Here is a 16,695-nt window from a genome sequence, read left to right as displayed (position 1 = left end):
CGGCCCCTGCCCGGCCCCCGGCCCGCCCCTGACCTGCGCGATCCTCTGGCGGATCGCCGCGTACGGAGCACCCCCGGAAACTGTGTAGACTTGGGCGCGTTGCTGATGCCAACCTTGGTTTCCCGCAGCTTGCCGCCTTAGCTCAGTTGGCCAGAGCAACGCACTCGTAATGCGTAGGTCTCGGGTTCGAATCCCGAAGGCGGCTCCAGCAAAGCCCAGCCCAGGAACCTTCCCGGGCTGGGCTTTTTGGTGTGCTGACGCGCCTTTCGGCGCCGGAGCCGGCGGATGTGCCGAGGATCACAACCCGGCGCCGGGCGGAGAAGCCGGGGGTGCGTCCCGAGGAGCCTCCGGACGGGTCACGCCTGGTGGGCCGCCTCGGGGGTCGTCGAGCGCAGGCGCAGGGGGCGGTCCGGGGAGATGTCCAGGCGGGCCAGGACGGTGGGGACGGCGATGTTCGGCAGCAGGAGCTGGTAGAGCAGGGAGATCTCGCGGACGAGGTCCGTGGGCTCCGGCACGGCCTCGGAGACCAGCTGTACCCCTGTCCAGGCGCCCACCAGGAGGCGCGAGGTCTCCTGCGGGTCGACGTGCGGCAGCACCTCGCCCCGGGACTTGGCGTCCGCGAGGAGTTCCGCCCCGACGGTGATCCAGTCGGGCCAGCTGGTGCCGAACAGGGCGCGCGCCCGCTGGTCCACGGAGAGCCTGATGGAGGCGCGCAGCATCGGCTCACGCGGCAGCCGGTAGGCGAGGAGCAGTGAAGTGTCCAGCAGCTCCTGCAACTTGAACTGCTGCGGTACCACGCCCTCCGTCGTCACGGCCTGGCCGAGCACGCCGCGCGCCAGGTCCTCCTTGGAGCTGAAATGGAAGTACAGGGCGCCCCGCGTCACGTCGGCGCGTGCGAGGATCTGGGAAATGGTGGCCGCTTCGTAGCCGCACTCGTCGAAGACCATTCCGGCGGCTTCCAGAATCACCTGCCGGGTCCGGATCGCGCGTTCCTGCTGCGCCACGGATACCCCTCCTTCTGCTCAGCGGCCCCCGTTGGAATGTACCAATAGGTAGGTATCTTTGGCGGCCAGTGTCTGTCTCGCTCAGTCCTACGCCTTGGGCCCCAGGGGGGATCATGTCCGCAACTGTGCAGCAATCCTGCACGCTGACGCCCGGAATTCCGAAATCGGCGGCCGACCCCGACGGACTGGCGATGCCCGCGCCTGCTCCCGACCCGGGGCAGGCCCTTGCGGAAGCCCCCGCGGAAGCACCCGTCCTGCCCTCCATACCGGCCCTCGACCTGGAGGGCAGGGTTCCCAAAGAGCTCGTCCACTTCCGCGACCAGGAATCGGTGCTCGTCACCGGCTGGGTCCGCCGGAGCCCTACGGAATTCACGCTCGCCGTCGAGTGGCCCGGCAGCACATCGGGCACCCGGCCCGATCCCGTCCTGGCCGCACAGACGGTCCGGCAGTGCGGACTGGCCATTTCCCACGCCGAGTTCGGGGTGCCTCTCGACCACCAGTCGTTGTTGCGCGACCTGAACTACAGCATTGACCCCACCGTGCCCAAGGCCGGGAATGGGCCGTTGCGTCTCACCGTGGACCTGAGGTGTTCCCCGGTGAAGAAAGGGCGCGGTGACTGTGCACTCGGGGCGGAAACCATGGACTTCACCGTCCGGCAGGGCCGGCATACGGTCATCCGCGCCCACTCCCGTTCGTCGTGGATTTCCCCCGGTGTCTATTCGCGCCTGCGCGGCGAGTACGTGTCACCGGCCTGGGGCGAGTGGGAGGTGCCGCCGCCCGTGCCGGCCGCGAGCGTCGGCTGTCTGTCGGCGTCGGAGGTCGTACTGGCGGCCGGTGACCGGCCCGGGAGCTGGCTGCTGCGCAATGACGTCGAGAACAAGGCCATGTTCGACCACCCTGTCGACCATGTGCCCGGGCTGGCCCTGCTCGCCGCCGCCGGCCAGGCCGCCCAGGCGGCCGTCTCACCGGGGATCCTGGTGCCCACCGGTGTGACCACGTCCTACAGCCGGTACGTGGAGTTCGACGCCCCCTGCCGGCTGGAGGCCCTCGTGCTGCCCACCGACGCCCCGGGGCACACCGCGGTGGAGGTCATCGGAGTGCAGAACGGGGAAGCGGCCTTCCGGATCGGGCTGCGGGGGCTGCTGCGCTGAGCGGTCGCCGACGCCGAACGGGCGGCGGCCGGGCGTCACTGGTTGACGAAGCCGCCGTCCACCGGCATGACCACACCGGTGAGGAAGGGCGAGCGGTCGCTGAGGAGCCAGGCCGCCGCCTCGGCGATCTCCTCGGGGGCGGCCGTGCGGGCCTGCGGCGTCATCGCGTTGACCATGTCCTCCAGGCCGGGATTGCGCTCGAACCAGTCGGCCGTGATCTCGCTGCGCGTCGTGCCGGGCGCCACCGCGTTGACCCGGATGCCCTGTTTGGCGTACTCGTCGGCCGCGGCCCGGGTCAGCCCGACGACCGCATGCTTGGAGGCCACGTAGGGCGCGGCGGCGGGGATGGCGACGAGGCCGCCGACGCTGCTGTTGTTGACGATGGCGCCGCCTCCGCCCACCAGCATCGCCGCCAGTTCGTGGCGCATGCAGTTCCACACGCCACGGACGTTGGTCTCCATGATCGTGTCGTAGACGTCGTCGCCCATGAGGTGCATGGGGGTGCGGTCGCCGCCGATGCCCGCGTTGTTGAAGGCCGCGTCCAGCCGCCCGTACCGCTCGACGGCGAACTCCACGGCCCGCTGGGCGTCCGCGGCCTTGGTGACGTCGGCGACGACGTACGCGGCCTCGGCGCCCTGGCCGTTCAGCTCCTCGGCGAGGGCCGCCAGCCGGTCCTCCCGGCGGGCGGCCAGGACGACCGTCGCACCCTCCCGCGCGAACACGCGGGCCGCCGCCGCGCCTATGCCGCTGCTCGCACCGCTGATGAAGGTCACTTTGCCGGAAAGGAGGTGATTTCTCGTGCTCGTCATGAGTGTGCAGTGTGCCAGGGGACGGGGAGGCCTGGTCGCGCGGGTCGGCCGCCTCACCGACGGTGCGCCGGGGTGCGCCGACGGTGACGGATTTCTGACGAACTTCCTGTGCCGTGCGCGTTTCAGGCCGACTTGGCGACCAACTGGTCGGCGAGTTTGCGGAGGCGACGAACCGTGCGGTCCTCCGGGGCGGCGGGCGGCGGGGGAGAGGGCGGTGCGGTCGCAGTAGGCGAGGCGGCGGGGCGCCCGGGGAGCAAGGGGCGGAGGGTGCCCCTGGCGTTCTTCTGGCGGTCTCACCGGCCCTGCAGCGACTGGGGTACGCGACCGTTCATTTCGTCATATCTATGCCGGATCGCTGCACTTTCCATGGGTTTCCTGTGGAATCCCCATGTACTTTCTATGGCGTTCGACGGATGCCAGTTCAGTTATGGGGAAAAGTCCGCTCTTTGAGTGAACTTTCCGAGCATAGGTGTGGCGCGCTTCCCAATGCGGCATGCACTGGACATAAGCTGGCACGCCGTTCTGGCGGCCCTGGGCATCGAGCACCGACGCGACTGGGAGGCCGTCATGGCGACACTGTGCAGACCGGCCATCGCCGTTCCCGAGCACGTGATCACGAGGGAAGAGACCCTCCACCTCGCGCGCACGCTGCACGGCGACCATCCACAGCTGGAACTCGCTCTCCGGCTGATCGGCAACACCGGGGTGCAGAAACGACACCTCGTTCAACCGATCGAAGACACACTCAAGCATCCCGGCTTCACCGTACGGAACGCCCGTTACGAACGTGAGGCGAAGGCGCGGGTGCCCGACGTCGTACGCCGGGCGCTGGACCACGCCGAGCTGACGCCGCGGGACATCGACCTCATCGTGTACGTGTCGTGTACAGGTTTCATGATGCCGTCGATGACCGCGTGGTTGATCAACACCATGGACTTCCGCAACGAGACCCGGCAGCTGCCGATTGCCCAACTCGGCTGCGCGGCCGGTGGTGCGGCCATCAACCGGGCGCACGACTTCTGTCAGGCCTACCCCGAGTCCAACGTGCTGATCGTGGCGTGCGAGTTCTGCTCGCTGCTCTATCAGCCGACGGACCTGGGCGTGGGCAACCTGCTCTCCAACGGGCTCTTCGGCGACGCCCTGGCCGCCGCCGTGGTGCGCGGCGAAGGCGGTACGGGCGTACGGATCGAGCGCAACGGCTCGCACCTGGTGCCCGACACAGAGGAGTGGATCTCCTACGGAGTCCGGGAGACCGGCTTCCACTTCATCCTGGACAAGCGCGTCCCCGGGACGATGGCGATGCTCGCGCCCGCCATGCGCGACATGGCGGAGCCGCACCAGTGGGACGTCTCCGACCTCGATTTCTACATCGTGCACGCCGGCGGCCCCCGCATCCTGGACGACCTCAGCCGCTACCTCGGCCTTGCTCCGGAGACGTTCCGCTACAGCAGGGAGACGCTCACCGAGCGCGGCAACATCGCCAGTGCGGTCATCTTCGACGCCCTGGAACGGCTCTTCGTGGACGGCGGCGCCGGCCACAATGCGCGGGGCATCATCGCCGGGTTCGGCCCGGGCATCACCGCGGAGATCGCGCTCGGTACGTGGACCGGCCCGGGGCCCGGGCACGACCGGTCGGAACGGGAGTCGGTGCCGCTGCCGGCCTGAGGGCGCTCGCCGCCCGCTTCCGGGAAGGCGCGAACGTATGAACGCACGAACGCGCGGTCCACAGGAAGGCGCGGTCCGTGCGGGGCCGGACCGGCGGATCGGACCCGGCGGGTCCGGCCCAGCGGGTCACCGGCTCCCTGGATCGGACCCGGCGGGTCCGGCCCAGCGGGTCACCGGCTCCCGGCCCCGTTCCCGGCCCCGCTCCCCGGCCTTGTTCCCGGCTACGGACTGTCGGTGACGACCAGCCCGACGACCTTGTCGTCCGCGTACCAGACCCGTACGTTCCCGGCGGCCCGGCCGCTCGCGAAGGCGGTGTGCACCGCCTGCCGTACTGCCGGGTCCGGGCTGTCGAGCCCGCGCCAGGCCCCAGCCACGTACAGCCTCAGCTGCGGCGGGCGCTCGGGAGGGTAGGGGATCAGTTCGTCCCAGAGGCGCTCGGCGGTGCCGGAGGCGACCCGTGAGGGCAGCAGCCCGCCGACGGCCGCCCGGATGTCGGGGCGGTTGCCGATGCGCTGGGATGCGGGGCGGCCCGGTGCGTCCTGCTGCGGCGCACCGGTCGTCCGCAGCAACTCGCGGGCCCGTTCGGGGGCCAGTGGCGCCCGGCCCGACGCCTTGAGCACGCCCTGGACCGACGCCAGCGCGCCCACCACGATTGCCGAGGCAGCCGATGTGCCGCAGAAGACGTCCGTGTACCAGGCGTCCTCCTCGGCGCCCCCCTGAAGATCACCGGCCCCGTCCCCGTGGCCGCCCGCGGTGGTGACCTCCGCCCCCCAGCCCTGGGCGTCCAGCCGCGTCCCGAAGTTGGAGAAGGCGAGCCGCGAGCGGTCCGGGCCGTGGTCCCGGCCGTGCGTGCCGGGCGGCGGTGCGCCCGCGCCCACGAGTACCGCGCCGGAGGACGGGCCCGAGGGGCCGAACGGGTTGCGCCACCAGGACGGGAAGCCGTCCGGCCGCCTCTCGTACAGGGCGTCGTCCAGGCACTCCGCGCCGTTTCCACCGGCCGCGACGACAAGGACCCCCTTCGCTGTGGCATAGCGGGCGGCGGCGAAGTCGTCGGGCCACCACTCCAGGGGGATGCACCCGCGCTGGTCGTCACGGTCGCAGTAGCCGAACCGGGGGCCGGGCCGCTGCAGCGCGACCAGCACCAGGCCGCCCGCCGGCAACCGGTCGGCCGCGGCCCGGACGGCGCGGGCGGAACCGATGCCGGGGAAGGACGCGGCGGCGGCGAGCGTGCCGGGGGCTATGCCGGTGACGCCGGAGCCGGTGCGGTCGCCGCCGATGACGCCGAGGGTGTTCGTGCCGTGGTTGCGCCAGGCCGGGTCCTCCAGAGGTGTGCCGACGACGATCCCGGCGAGCTTCCGCCCCAGGTCGGCGTGGCCGAGCCGCCAGGCGCCCTCGACGGCGACGACGCCCACGCCGTCGCCCGTGCCGCCCGGCTGTGCCCAGGCCCAGCGGGCGTCGACGCCTTTCGGGGCAGGGGCCAGGTATCCCTGGCGGCCGGCGTAGTCGGGCGTACGGGGGGTTGTGGGAGCCGTGGGGGCTATGGGGGCCGTGGGAGCTGTGGGACGGTCGGGGTGCTGGGGGTGGCCGGTGCCGTCGCCGTCGGGGCCGTATGCGGGCAGCGCGCCCGGTTTGACGTACGCGGCGTCGATTCCCGGCAGTACGGTCAGCCGTGCGGCCAGCTCGTCGTGGTGGTGGTCCATGCCCCGCACGCGGTGGAACAGGGGCAGCAGTGCGCGCAGGTCCTCGTTCCCGGTCCCCGTGGGCCCGTAACCGAAGAGGGGCTCGAGGGTGAGCTGCTCGTCGGTGAGGAAGCGGTTCAGCGCCGAGGTGTCGGCGCCGGTCCCGGACCGTACGCCTGCCGGGTCCGCGCGCAGTGCGGCGCCGGGATGAGCGACCACGATCAGTTCGCGGTCCGCGGGGAGATAGGGACGACAGGTGAAGCCGCCTGTGCCGGGGCCTTGCGGTTGCCCTTGCCCTTGCCCGTCAATCATGGGGCCTCAATCTGCTGGGGCATCAAGAGGCGTGGCAAGGCGGTCGCGTCGGACACGGCGAGGGCCGGGCCGGCCGGGGAACGTAACGGGACACGCGCAGGTCACCCCGGTTTCGCGCAGGGCGAGCCGCGCTTGCTCCGCCGGAATGGCAGGCGATTATCCGCCGTTTCACGGGCCGGACCGGCTCACTGAGCAATGGCTTGTCAGTGAGCCGGTGCCGGTTGTGGATCCGGTCAGCCGGCCGGTAATGGCTGAATGGATCAGTGAGCCGCCGGGCGGCTCCTCGGCCGCCGGTCGTGTATCAGAGGTCGAACTCGGCGGGATTGATGCCGAGAGCGAAGCACGCCTCACGGACGACGGCCTGCTCGCTCTTGTCGAAGTCGCCGTCGGCGCCGCCGATCACGATGCCGATCTGGATGACGGCACGCGCCTCGGTCGGCTTCTTCTGTACCTTGCCGATGGTCTGCAGGATGCTGACCTTGCCGAAGGCGAAATCAGCCGTCAGCTTCTGGCAATAGTCGTTGAATCGCGCCTGCAGGTCGTCGGCCGGGAAGTTCTGCAGGACGTCGTTGGTGGCGATCAGCGAAGCGACGCGCTGCCGCTCGGAGGCGTCGATCGAGCCGTCAGCAGCCGCCACCAGAGCGCACATTGCCATGCTCGCGTCACGGAATGCCCCGCTCTTGAGGTCGTTCTTCTTGGCTATCAGCTGGCCCTGCATCGTCGTGGCCGAATCCTTGAGCCGGTCCCAGAGCGCCATGTGCGTGTATCTCCTTGGTGAAATAGGGGTGCACTGGCAGAACTGTTCCGGGGGGTAAAGAAGTTCCCAAGAAGGGCGAAGACGAGCCGGGGGCGAACTGCTATGAGCTATTCAGCTCGCCATCGGATCGAGATGCAGTGGCTTGATCTTTCCCTCGATCATCGCGCCCAGCCCGACCACGGAGCAGACATCGGGCTGATCCGCGATGCGTACGACCATGCCGGTCGCTTCTTCGATCATCGTGTCCAGGCCCGGCAGCATCGCGCTGCCGCCCGCGAGCATGACTCCGCGCTCCGCGAGATCGGCCACGAGGTCGGGCGGGCATTGGCGCAGCACGCGCCCGATGGCGTCGAGCACGGCGGTGAGCGGGGTGTGAATGGCCTCCCGGATGTGGGCGGTGTTCACCAGGACCGTACGGGAGAGCCCCGTCGCCACGTCCCGGCCGCGCACCTCCGCCTCCATGCAGGCCGCGGCAGGGTCGAAGAGGGCCAGGTGCAGCGGGTGCAGACCCTGGGACGGCAGCATCAGCTCGTGTTCGCTGCGCAGGTGCTGAATCACGGCGTAGTCGATGGCGTCGCCGCCCACCTGCACCTTCTCGGCCGCCACGATCGAACCCAGCGACAGGACCGCGACCTGCGTGGACGCCGCCCCGCACACCAGGATCATCGTCGCCTCCGGCTGCTGGACCGGCAGCCCGCAGCCGACGGCGGCGGCGATCAGGGTGTCGACCATCTCGACGCGGCGCGCGCCGAGCGCGCTGAGCACCTCGACGGCCGCCCGCTGCGCGATCGGCTCCGCGTCATGCGGCAGGCAGACGGCCGCGCGCAGCATCGGCTTGCGCCGCCAGGCCCGGCGGATCTTGTCATTGACGAGGAAGCGCAGCATGCGTTGCGCCATCTCGATGTCGACGACCGTGCCGCCGGAGATGGGGCGTACGACGCGGATGTGGCCGGGCGTGCGGCCGGCCATGCCGCCGGCGAGCGTGCCGACGGCGATCAGCGAGCCCGTCCGCGTATTGACCGCGGCCAGACTCGGTTCGTCCACGACCAGGCCGGTGTCCTTCACATAGACGCGGGTCCTGGCCGCTCCGAGGTCGACGGCTACGGTGCAGCGGCTCAGCTGATCGAGACTGAGGGTCATGGTGGTCCCTGCCCTGGGGGTGCGACGGATGCGGGCCGTTCACCGGAGGCCCTGCGGCCATCGTGCAAGGAGGCACGCCGGACTGCCCGCTGGAATGCGCCGCACGGGGGAGCGCCGATGACGTCGTGTCAGGCCGTCAGGCCGTCGCCCCCGGCGCGGTTGCCGTCTGGTGCGGTCGCCGTCTGGGGTCGTCGCCCTCTGGCGTCGTTGCCCTCCGGTGTCGGCGCCCGTCCGCGTCGTCCCGTCGTCCCCTCGCCCGTCGTCCCCTCGCCCGTCGTCCCCTCGCCCCCCGGCGCCGTCGGCCCCTCGTCCCGTTCTCCCCTCGGCGCCTCGCGATCCGGCGCCGTTCCGGGCTCGTCGGGTCACCCGTGACCGGGGCGGAGACGAACACCCCCGTCGCCCGTCTCCACTCCCCGGCTCACGGAAGTGAGTCTGCCAGCAGGGTCTGACAATCACGCTGACCTCGGCTTTCGCCGCGCGAGAGGGCGTCTGTCGGCCTACGCTCGAAGGTATGAGCGAGCCACTGACATGGCAGGTCGCCGCCGACGTGGAGGGCCGTCCCACCGAACGGGCCTGCGCCCATTTGGGCGAGCCCCGCGAGGTGGCACCGAGCACGACGGAAGGCTGCGAGGACTGCCTGCGGACGGGGTCCACCTGGGTGCACCTGCGCGAGTGCCTGGTGTGCGGGCACGTGGGCTGCTGCGACAGTTCCCCGAACCGGCACGCCAGCGCCCACGCGCGGGCCGAACCCGGCCATGATCTCGCCCGGTCCTTCGAGCCGGGCGAGGACTGGGCGTGGTGTTATGCGGACGACCTCCTCCTCGTCCCGGCCGGCTCGGCGGGAGCGTAGGCGCCCCGCGCCGGCGCTTGCGTAGGCGCTTGGGCCAGGGCGGGGCCGACTCTCGCGTCGGGCGACTATCGCCCGTGGGCTGGGGCTGGGGCGGCGGCGGGTGCCAGGCCCGGGCGGGTGCCCGCACGACCTGTCCATGCGACCTGTCCATGTGACGTACTCGTGCGGCGTACCCAGGCGCCCGCACTCGTGCGGCGTACCCAGGCGCCCGTACCCGTGCGGCGTACCCAGGCGCCCGTACCCGTGCGACGTACCCGTGCGCCCGTGTCCGTGCGACGTACCCGTGCGCCCGTGTCCGTGCGCCCGTGTCCATGCAGGCCGGGCAGGGCCTCGGCTACGGCGGGGAGGGGCCGCCCCCGGTCCTCCTCCTGCCGCGCCCCGACGCCGGAGGCCGCCGCCTCCGGCGTCGGTGATCGGCGCCTGCGTCCGCCCTACCAGCTCGACTTCCGGACCCCCGGCAGGTACCCCGCATGTGCCTGCTCGCGCAGGTTTACGCGGGAGAGGCCGAACGCGCGGAAGTAGCCGCGTGGGCGGCCGTCCACCGCGTCGCGGTTGCGTACGCGTGTCGCGCTCGCGTCACGCGGCTGGCGGTGGAGCTCGCGCTGGGCGGCGTCCCGTTCTTCGTGAGGGGTGCGGGGGTTGCGGATGACCGCCTTGAGGAGGGCCCGGCGGGCGGCGTAGCGGGCGACGGTCAGGCGGCGCTGCTCGTTCTTCGCGATCTTGCTCTTCTTTGCCATCAGACGCTTCCCCCTCGGGCACGGATCCGGGCCACGGCGGCCTCGATGCCGATCTGATCCACGGTCTTGATTCCCTTCGCGCTCAGCGTGAGGCGGACATGGCGGCCCTCACTCGCGAGCCAGTAGCGCTTGCGCTGGATGTTGGGGTCGAAGCGGCGGGTGGTGCGGCGGTGGGAGTGGGAGATGGTGTTGCCGAAGCCGGGCTTGCGGCCGGTCAGTTGGCAGTGGGCGGACATGGCACGCACCTCCTAATGAAAATGGAAACCATTTCTGTATAGTAGCCCCCATGGCCCGCAACGAACTACGCCCCGTCATCAAGCTCCGGTCCACCGCCGGGACCGGCTACACCTACGTGACCCGCAAGAACCGCCGTAACGACCCCGACCGAATGGAACTGCGCAAGTACGACCCGGTCGCCGGCCGTCACGTGACCTTCCGAGAGGAGCGCTGACCGCCATGAAGCCCGGAATCCACCCGCCCTACGGCCCCGTCGTCTTCCGCGACCGCGCCGCCGGCTTCGCCTTCCTCACCCGCTCGACCGCCACCAGCGGCAAGACGGTCGAGTGGGAGGACGGCAACACCTACCCCGTCATCGACGTCGAGATCTCCTCGGCGAGCCACCCCTTCTACACCGGCACCGCGCGCGTCCTGGACACCGCCGGCCGCGTCGAGCGCTTCGAGCGCCGCTACGGCAAGCGCGAGGGCGGCCGCTGATGTCCGCGACGCGTGCCCTGCCCGTCGTCCTCGTCGCCGGTCTGCACGCCGACGCCCGCAGGACCACCGTCGAGCGGCTGCTGCACGCCGTGCCGGGCAGCGTCGCGCTGCATCACGACCTCTCGACGGCCGCCGCCGGAACGGTCCGCCGGACCGTGCGGGACCGCTCCGGCCTCCTCGACGAGGGCGAGGCGCCCCTGGTCAATGACTGCGCCTGCTGCGCCCTGCGTGAGGACCTGGTGCCCGAGCTGGAGCGGCTCGCGGCGTCGGGGCTGTGCAGGCTGGCCGTCGTCGAGCTCTGGGACTCCGTCGAGCCCAAGGCCATGGCCGAGGTCGTGGCCGCCCACTGCGGTGACGACGCCACGCTGACCGGCGTCTTCACGGCCGTGGACCCGGCACTGGTCCTGCCGGTGCTCGCCAACGGTGACGACCTGGCCGAGGCCGGCCTGGCGGCCGCCGCGACCGACCAGCGCACGGTGGGGGACACCTTCGCCCGGCAGCTGGAGTACGTGTCCGTGCTGGCCTTGGCGGAAGCGGCCGAGCACCCCGGCGGCGCGGAAGGCTACGCGGAGAGGGGCGCGGAGGGAGCACCCCACGGCGCCGGCCCGGCCGGCCCGGCCGATGCTGGCCGGCCCGATGCTGGCCGGGCCGACGCCGACCCGGCCGTCCCAGCAGCCCGAGTCGACCCCGCCGACGCCGCCGACCCCGCCCATGCCGACCCGGCCCTCCCAGCAGCCCGAGTCGACCCCGCCGACCCCGCCAATGCCGGCCCGGACCTCCCAGCAGCCCCAGCCGACCCAGCCGACCCCGCCGACTACGCGCTGCTGCACCAACTGGCCCCCGCCGCCCGGCAGATCCCGGTCGGCTCCGCGGAGTTGGCAGCCGCGGCCGTCGCGGGCTTCGACGTGGAGGCCGCCGCCGCCCGCCAGCACCCCGCGTGCGCGCTGCTGCCGCAGGAGGCCGACGCGCATGGCATCGCCACGCTCGTATGGCGCCGCCACCGCCCGTTCCACCCCGGCCGGCTGTACGCGGCGCTGGAGGACCTGGCCTGCGCCGCACTGCGCAGCAGGGGGCGGTTCTGGCTCGCGGACCGGCCGGACACGCTGCTGTCGTGGGATGCGACGGGTGGCGCCCTGTGCGTGGAGAACGCCGGGCCCTGGCTGGCCGCGCTGCCGGACGCCGCCTGGGACTTGGTTCCGGCGACGCGCCGCGTGGCCGCGGCGCTGGACTGGCACCCGGAGAACGGCGACCGCGCCCAGCACCTCACGTTCACCTCACCCGGCCTGGACGGCGACGGGCTGACCTCGTTGCTGGAATCGTGCCTGCTCACCGATGCCGAATACCAGGGCGGTCCGGATGCGTGGCGCCGGTTGTTCCCCGCATTCGATGAACTTCTCGATCCGGTTTCCTGACGCCACTGCGGGCCTCCCGGCCCGCCCCGCCCCACCCCACTTCACCTCACGCCCATCACATCCTCTTCCCGCCTGAAAGGACTTTGCCCATGGCCCGCCGCCCCGATCACCGCAACAACCCCAGGAACGGCAAGCCACGCCCGAATCCCCTGGATGCGGCCGGAATCACCCACGTCGACTACAAGGACACCGACCTCCTCCGGAAGTTCATTTCGGACCGCGGGAAGATCCGCAGCCGCAGAGTGACCCGTGTCACCGTGCAGCAGCAGCGGCAGCTGACGCGGGCGATCAAGAATGCCCGGGAGATGGCGCTGCTGCCCTATTCCGCTGGAGGTTCACCTTCCGGGAAGAAGTCGTGAAGTAGTGGCGGGAACACCCTGAGTGCACGTGCATCGGCTCATGCATAGGCACATGAACGCGGCTATGATCCGGAGCAGTTGCCATCCTCGAAACCGTGTTTGGGTGAGGATGCCCCCTGCAATGATCCGGGAGAGTCCAGTGCCTCAGGCGTACAACGGCATGGCCGCCTCGGACATCGATGATGTCGTCTGGCGAAAGAGTCGGCACTCCAACTCCCAGGGCTCCTGCGTGGAGTTCGCGAAGCTGCCGGGCGGCGGGATCGCCGTGCGCAACTCCCGCCATCCGGACGGTCCGGCGCTCGTGTACACGCCGGCCGAGATCGAGGCGATGCTGCTGGGGGTCAAGGACGGGGAATTCGACTATCTGATCGGCGAATAGCCGCTCTGATCTGCGAATAGTCGTCCGGTGGGGTGGGGGTGGGTGGGGTGTGGTGGGGGCCGGCCGGCCCCCCGGATCCCGGCCGGCCCCCTGTCAGGGGCGAGTTGAGGCCCCCACGCGGAACCCTCGCCCCGGTCTCCACGCGGGGAGCCCTCGCCCCGGTCCCTGCCCGGGCCCGTCGCCCCGGCCCTTGCCCGGAGCCCTCGCCCCGGCCCTTGCCCGGGCCCGTCGCCCCGGCGGTGGAGGCCGCCGCGGCCCTTACCCGGGCCCCTCGCACCCGGCCCCCGGCCCCACTCGCGGCCGTCAGTCGCGCGGCAGGCGGAACAGCGCCCAGACGACCTTGCCGTGGAGCGCGCCGGCCAGCGGATGCCAGCCCCACGCGTCGCTGAAGGACTCGACCAGGAAGAGGCCGCGCCCGCACTCGTCCCCCGCGTCGGCCTCCCCCGCGACCGGGCTCGCCTCGCTCGGATCGCGTACCGCGCACACCAGTCGCGACGTCCAGCGCATCAGGTGCAGGCGTACGGAGGGTTCGTACTCCGTGCCGACGAGCTCGGCCGGCACGGCGTACCGCATGGAGTTGGTCACCAGCTCGGAGACGACCAGAGCGACGTCGTCGAAGAGTCCGCCCAGGTCCCACTGGTGGAGCGTGGCCCTGGTGAACGCCCGGGCGTTCCTTACCGCTTCGAAGCGGGGTGGCAGCGCACAGGAGGCTGAGTTGGAGACAGCGGATGAGTCGATCGCGGGCAACCCTCTCCATAAGGGAGAGAGCACAGTCGATCCTTCGGTACCCATCCGAGGCACTCCTGGCAATCGAGGACGTGACGTGCACGTGTGCGAGCTCCATGGTTGCCAATGCGCGGGGCGGATGCAAGGGCAGATGCACGTGCACGTGGGGGGTTTGGGGGCGCACGCGGTGGTTGGGAGGCAATTCTCCCTACGCCCTCTGCGGTAGCGCTCCGCCGAGTGGCTTGTCTGCGTAACCGGACATGCACTCAACGACGCCTGAAGATGGCAGACTTCGGCGCCGGGGGTAGCGGGGGTCGCCCTCAGAAGGGTGCTGAACAGACAAGACCGGAACAGGACCGGAAGAGGAAGGGTCGCAGAGATGGCCACGAGCGAGTCGAGCGGTTCCGTGGTGCGACGCATACTCCTGGGCTCGCAGCTCAGGCGGCTGCGCGAGTCGCGTGGCATCACGCGTGAGGCAGCCGGGTACTCGATCCGTGCGTCCGAGTCGAAGATCAGCCGTATGGAGTTGGGTCGCGTGAGCTTCAAGGCGCGTGATGTGGAGGACCTCCTCACGCTCTACGGAGTCACCGACGGTGCCGAGCGCGAGGCCCTGCTGGGCCTGGCGCGCGAGGCCAACGTCGCGGGCTGGTGGCACAGTTACGGCGACGTGCTGCCCACCTGGTTCCAGACCTACGTGGGCCTGGAGGGCGCCGCCTCGCACATCTCGATCTACGAGGTGCAGTTCGTGCACGGCCTGCTCCAGACCGAGGGCTACGCCCACGCCGTCGTGGTGCGCGGCCAGCCCCGGGCGGACGACGCGGAGATCGAGCGCCGCGTCTCGCTGCGCATGGAGCGTCAGAAGCTGCTCTTCTCCGAGCGGGCGCCACGGTTCCACGCAGTCCTGGACGAGGCGGCGCTGCACCGCCCGTACGGTGGCGAAACGGTCATGCGCAACCAGCTGCAGCACCTCATCGACATCTCCGAGCAGTCCAACGTGACGCTGCAGGTGATGCCCTTCGCGCACGGCGGCCACGCGGGCGAGAGCGGGGCCTTCACGCTGCTGCGCTTCCCGGAGTCGGACCTCTCCGACGTCGTCTATCTGGAGCAGCTCACCAGCGCGCTCTACCTGGACAAATCCGAGGACGTCGCGCAGTACGAGCGGGTCATGGAGCGGCTCCGCGCCGACAGCCTGTCGCCGGCCAGGAGTCGCGAACTCATCGGGCGCCTACTTCAACTCTGCTGACACATCAGTACGATGACGTCGCATCAGGAGTAAGCACGCGCACCCACATCATTAAGGGCGTCACGAGCGCCCCGCCTTTCGCAGAAGGATGGCGCAGCATGTCCTACGGCACCGGACCCGGCACTTACGACTCCCTCTTCAGCGAGCTCGCCTACCAGTACATCGACGGCGAGTGGCGGGCCGGCAGCGGCTCCTGGGACATCGTGGACTTCAACCCCTACGACGGGGAGAAGCTCGCCTCCATCACCGTGGCCAGCGCCACCGAGATCGACCAGGCCTACCGTGCCGCCGAGCGCGCCCAGCCGCGCTGGGCGGCCACCAACCCGTACACCCGCCGGCTCGTCTTCGAGCGGGCGCTGCGCATCATCGACGACCATGAGGCCGAGCTGACCGTGGCCATCACGGCGGAGTGCGGCGGTACGGCCCTGAAGGCGGCCTTCGAGCTGCACCTGGCCCGTGAGTTCCTGCGGGAGGCGATCCACCTCGCGCTGCGCGCGGAGGGGCGCATCCTGCCCTCCCCGGACGACACCAAGGAGAACCGCCTCTACCGGGTGCCGGTCGGGGTCGTCGGAGTGATCAGCCCCTTCAACTTCCCCTTCCTGCTGTCGATGAAGTCCGTCGCGCCGGCGCTCGCGCTCGGCAACGCCGTCGTCCTCAAGCCGCACCAGAACACGCCGGTATGCGGCGGCGGGCTGGTCGCGAAGGTGCTGGAGGACGCGGGGCTGCCCGGCGGGGTGCTGAACGTCGTCGTCACCGACATAGCGGAGATAGGCGACGCCCTCATCGAGCACCCCGTGCCCAAGGTCATCTCCTTCACCGGCTCCGACAAGGTCGGCCGCCACGTCGCCACCGTCGCCGCCTCCCACTTCAAGCGCACCATCCTCGAACTCGGCGGCAACAGCGCGCTGATCGTCCTGGACGACGCCGACCTCGACTATGCCGTGGACGCCGCTGTTTTCAGCCGTTTCATCCACCAGGGCCAGGTCTGCATGGCCGCCAACCGCGTGCTGGTCGACCGGGTGGTGGAGCGTGAATTCACCGAGAAGTTCGTCGCCAAGGTGCGCACCCTGAAGGTCGGCGACCCCGGTGATCCGGCTACGCACATCGGCCCCCTCATCAACTCAGGGCAGGCGGAGGCGATCACTACGCTCGTGGCGCAGACCGTCGCGGACGGCGCCACCGCGCTCGTACGCGGGGAGGCGGACGGCACGCTGGTCGGTCCGTCCGTGCTCACCGGACTGGCGGAGGACTCGCCGGTCCTGGCTCAGGAGATCTTCGGTCCGGTCGTGCTGATCATTCCCTTCGACGGCGAGGAGGAGGCCGTGCGGCTGGCCAATGCCACTCCGTACGGGCTGAGCGGCGCCGTCCACACAGGGGACGTGGAGCGGGGTGTACGGGTCGCCAAGCGCATCGAGACGGGGATGGTGCACGTCAACGACGGGACGGTGCACGATGAGGCCATCGTGCCGTTCGGGGGCGAGAAGCACTCGGGTGTGGGCCGGCTGAACGGCGAGTCGATGGTGGACGCGTTCACGACGACGAAGTGGATTTCGATACAGCACGGCCGCACCAGATTTCCCTTCTGAGGGCCAAGGGCCAACTCCGCGGCGCCATAGGCATGTAGGACAGGGACTGACCTACTGCGGTTCTATCGTTTGAGCCATCGCACGAAGCAACGGCGGCAACGGACGGCAACGGACGGCAACGGCGGTAACGGACGGCAACGGCGGTAACGGACGGCGACGGCCGCAACGGACG

Annotated in this window: 18 protein-coding genes and 1 tRNA gene; 11 read left to right on the top strand and 8 right to left on the bottom strand. The window is 70.7% G+C overall.

Annotated elements, in window-relative coordinates; translation table 11 throughout:
- Nucleotides 1-131: 131 nt before the first annotated feature.
- A tRNA-Thr gene (locus AB0F13_RS19425) sits at nucleotides 132-208 on the top strand.
- Between the two features lie 148 nt (nucleotides 209-356).
- On the opposite strand, the gene AB0F13_RS19420 is transcribed toward AB0F13_RS19425, so the two are convergent.
- Nucleotides 357-1,004, bottom strand: coding sequence for a ScbR family autoregulator-binding transcription factor (locus tag AB0F13_RS19420; protein WP_362083395.1), 648 nt, complete (start codon nucleotides 1,002-1,004; stop codon nucleotides 357-359).
- A 113-nt stretch (nucleotides 1,005-1,117) separates the two neighbouring features.
- Between AB0F13_RS19420 and AB0F13_RS19415 the strand changes: the two genes are divergently transcribed.
- Nucleotides 1,118-2,155 carry a ScbA/BarX family gamma-butyrolactone biosynthesis protein gene (locus AB0F13_RS19415; protein WP_362083392.1) on the top strand — a complete coding sequence of 346 codons (1,038 nt, stop codon included), beginning with the start codon at nucleotides 1,118-1,120 and terminating at the stop codon, nucleotides 2,153-2,155.
- A gap of 35 nt (nucleotides 2,156-2,190) precedes the next feature.
- On the opposite strand, the gene AB0F13_RS19410 is transcribed toward AB0F13_RS19415, so the two are convergent.
- A complete protein-coding gene (locus AB0F13_RS19410) occupies nucleotides 2,191-2,964 on the bottom strand; it encodes a glucose 1-dehydrogenase (protein ID WP_362083389.1) in 774 nt (257 codons plus the stop codon).
- Nucleotides 2,965-3,531: 567 nt separating this feature from the next.
- Between AB0F13_RS19410 and AB0F13_RS19405 the strand changes: the two genes are divergently transcribed.
- Complete coding sequence (locus AB0F13_RS19405) at nucleotides 3,532-4,629, top strand: type III polyketide synthase (protein ID WP_362083572.1); 1,098 nt, start codon at nucleotides 3,532-3,534, stop codon at nucleotides 4,627-4,629.
- 221 nt (nucleotides 4,630-4,850) lie between these two features.
- On the opposite strand, the gene AB0F13_RS19400 is transcribed toward AB0F13_RS19405, so the two are convergent.
- From AB0F13_RS19400 to AB0F13_RS19390, 3 genes are all read right to left on the bottom strand, one after another.
- Entirely contained in the window at nucleotides 4,851-6,527 is a 1,677-nt protein-coding gene (locus tag AB0F13_RS19400) for a S8 family serine peptidase (protein ID WP_362083386.1), read from the bottom strand.
- Nucleotides 6,528-6,921: 394 nt separating this feature from the next.
- A complete protein-coding gene (locus AB0F13_RS19395; protein ID WP_362083384.1) occupies nucleotides 6,922-7,377 on the bottom strand; it encodes a TerB family tellurite resistance protein in 456 nt (151 codons plus the stop codon).
- A 111-nt stretch (nucleotides 7,378-7,488) separates the two neighbouring features.
- Nucleotides 7,489-8,517 carry a rod shape-determining protein gene (locus AB0F13_RS19390; RefSeq protein WP_362083381.1) on the bottom strand — a complete coding sequence of 343 codons (1,029 nt, stop codon included), beginning with the start codon at nucleotides 8,515-8,517 and terminating at the stop codon, nucleotides 7,489-7,491.
- Nucleotides 8,518-9,028: 511 nt separating this feature from the next.
- Between AB0F13_RS19390 and AB0F13_RS19385 the strand changes: the two genes are divergently transcribed.
- Nucleotides 9,029-9,367 (top strand): UBP-type zinc finger domain-containing protein, encoded by a 339-nt coding sequence (locus AB0F13_RS19385; RefSeq protein WP_362083378.1) that lies wholly within the window; start codon nucleotides 9,029-9,031, stop codon nucleotides 9,365-9,367.
- 431 nt (nucleotides 9,368-9,798) lie between these two features.
- On the opposite strand, the gene rpsN is transcribed toward AB0F13_RS19385, so the two are convergent.
- Entirely contained in the window at nucleotides 9,799-10,104 is a 306-nt protein-coding gene (gene rpsN / locus AB0F13_RS19380) for a 30S ribosomal protein S14 (protein ID WP_362083375.1), read from the bottom strand.
- Complete coding sequence (gene rpmB / locus AB0F13_RS19375) at nucleotides 10,104-10,340, bottom strand: 50S ribosomal protein L28 (protein WP_362083372.1); 237 nt, start codon at nucleotides 10,338-10,340, stop codon at nucleotides 10,104-10,106. The genes rpsN and rpmB overlap by 1 nt, the downstream gene beginning before the upstream one ends.
- Nucleotides 10,341-10,390: 50 nt before the next feature.
- Here rpmB and rpmG point away from each other — a divergent pair, with 50 nt between their 5' ends.
- The 5 genes from rpmG (at nucleotide 10,391) to AB0F13_RS19350 (ending at nucleotide 12,968) form a co-directional block, all read left to right on the top strand.
- Entirely contained in the window at nucleotides 10,391-10,555 is a 165-nt protein-coding gene (gene rpmG / locus AB0F13_RS19370) for a 50S ribosomal protein L33 (RefSeq protein ID WP_087926956.1), read from the top strand.
- Nucleotides 10,556-10,560: 5 nt separating this feature from the next.
- Nucleotides 10,561-10,818, top strand: a complete 258-nt coding sequence (locus AB0F13_RS19365) for a type B 50S ribosomal protein L31 (protein ID WP_362083369.1) — start codon at nucleotides 10,561-10,563, stop codon at nucleotides 10,816-10,818.
- A complete protein-coding gene (locus AB0F13_RS19360) occupies nucleotides 10,818-12,230 on the top strand; it encodes a GTP-binding protein (protein WP_362083366.1) in 1,413 nt (470 codons plus the stop codon). Before AB0F13_RS19365 ends, AB0F13_RS19360 begins: the two co-directional genes overlap by 1 nt.
- 89 nt (nucleotides 12,231-12,319) lie before the next feature.
- Nucleotides 12,320-12,589, top strand: a complete 270-nt coding sequence (rpsR, locus tag AB0F13_RS19355) for a 30S ribosomal protein S18 (protein WP_362083363.1) — start codon at nucleotides 12,320-12,322, stop codon at nucleotides 12,587-12,589.
- A 139-nt stretch (nucleotides 12,590-12,728) separates the two neighbouring features.
- Nucleotides 12,729-12,968: a DUF397 domain-containing protein gene (locus tag AB0F13_RS19350; RefSeq protein ID WP_362083360.1), complete on the top strand. Its 240-nt coding sequence runs from the start codon at nucleotides 12,729-12,731 to the stop codon at nucleotides 12,966-12,968.
- Nucleotides 12,969-13,271: 303 nt separating this feature from the next.
- On the opposite strand, the gene AB0F13_RS19345 is transcribed toward AB0F13_RS19350, so the two are convergent.
- Nucleotides 13,272-13,760, bottom strand: a complete 489-nt coding sequence (locus AB0F13_RS19345; RefSeq protein WP_362083357.1) for an ATP-binding protein — start codon at nucleotides 13,758-13,760, stop codon at nucleotides 13,272-13,274.
- A 313-nt stretch (nucleotides 13,761-14,073) separates the two neighbouring features.
- Here AB0F13_RS19345 and AB0F13_RS19340 point away from each other — a divergent pair, with 313 nt between their 5' ends.
- Both AB0F13_RS19340 and AB0F13_RS19335 read left to right on the top strand, forming a co-directional pair.
- Nucleotides 14,074-14,937, top strand: coding sequence for a helix-turn-helix transcriptional regulator (locus AB0F13_RS19340; RefSeq protein ID WP_362083354.1), 864 nt, complete (start codon nucleotides 14,074-14,076; stop codon nucleotides 14,935-14,937).
- A 98-nt stretch (nucleotides 14,938-15,035) separates the two neighbouring features.
- Nucleotides 15,036-16,523 carry an aldehyde dehydrogenase family protein gene (locus AB0F13_RS19335; protein WP_362083351.1) on the top strand — a complete coding sequence of 496 codons (1,488 nt, stop codon included), beginning with the start codon at nucleotides 15,036-15,038 and terminating at the stop codon, nucleotides 16,521-16,523.
- Nucleotides 16,524-16,695 lie beyond the last annotated feature (172 nt).

The sequence above is a fragment of the Streptomyces sp. NPDC026206 genome, from assembly GCF_040638465.1.
Lineage (GTDB): Bacteria > Actinomycetota > Actinomycetes > Streptomycetales > Streptomycetaceae > Streptomyces.
This window is presented reverse-complemented; position numbering and strand designations above follow the sequence as displayed.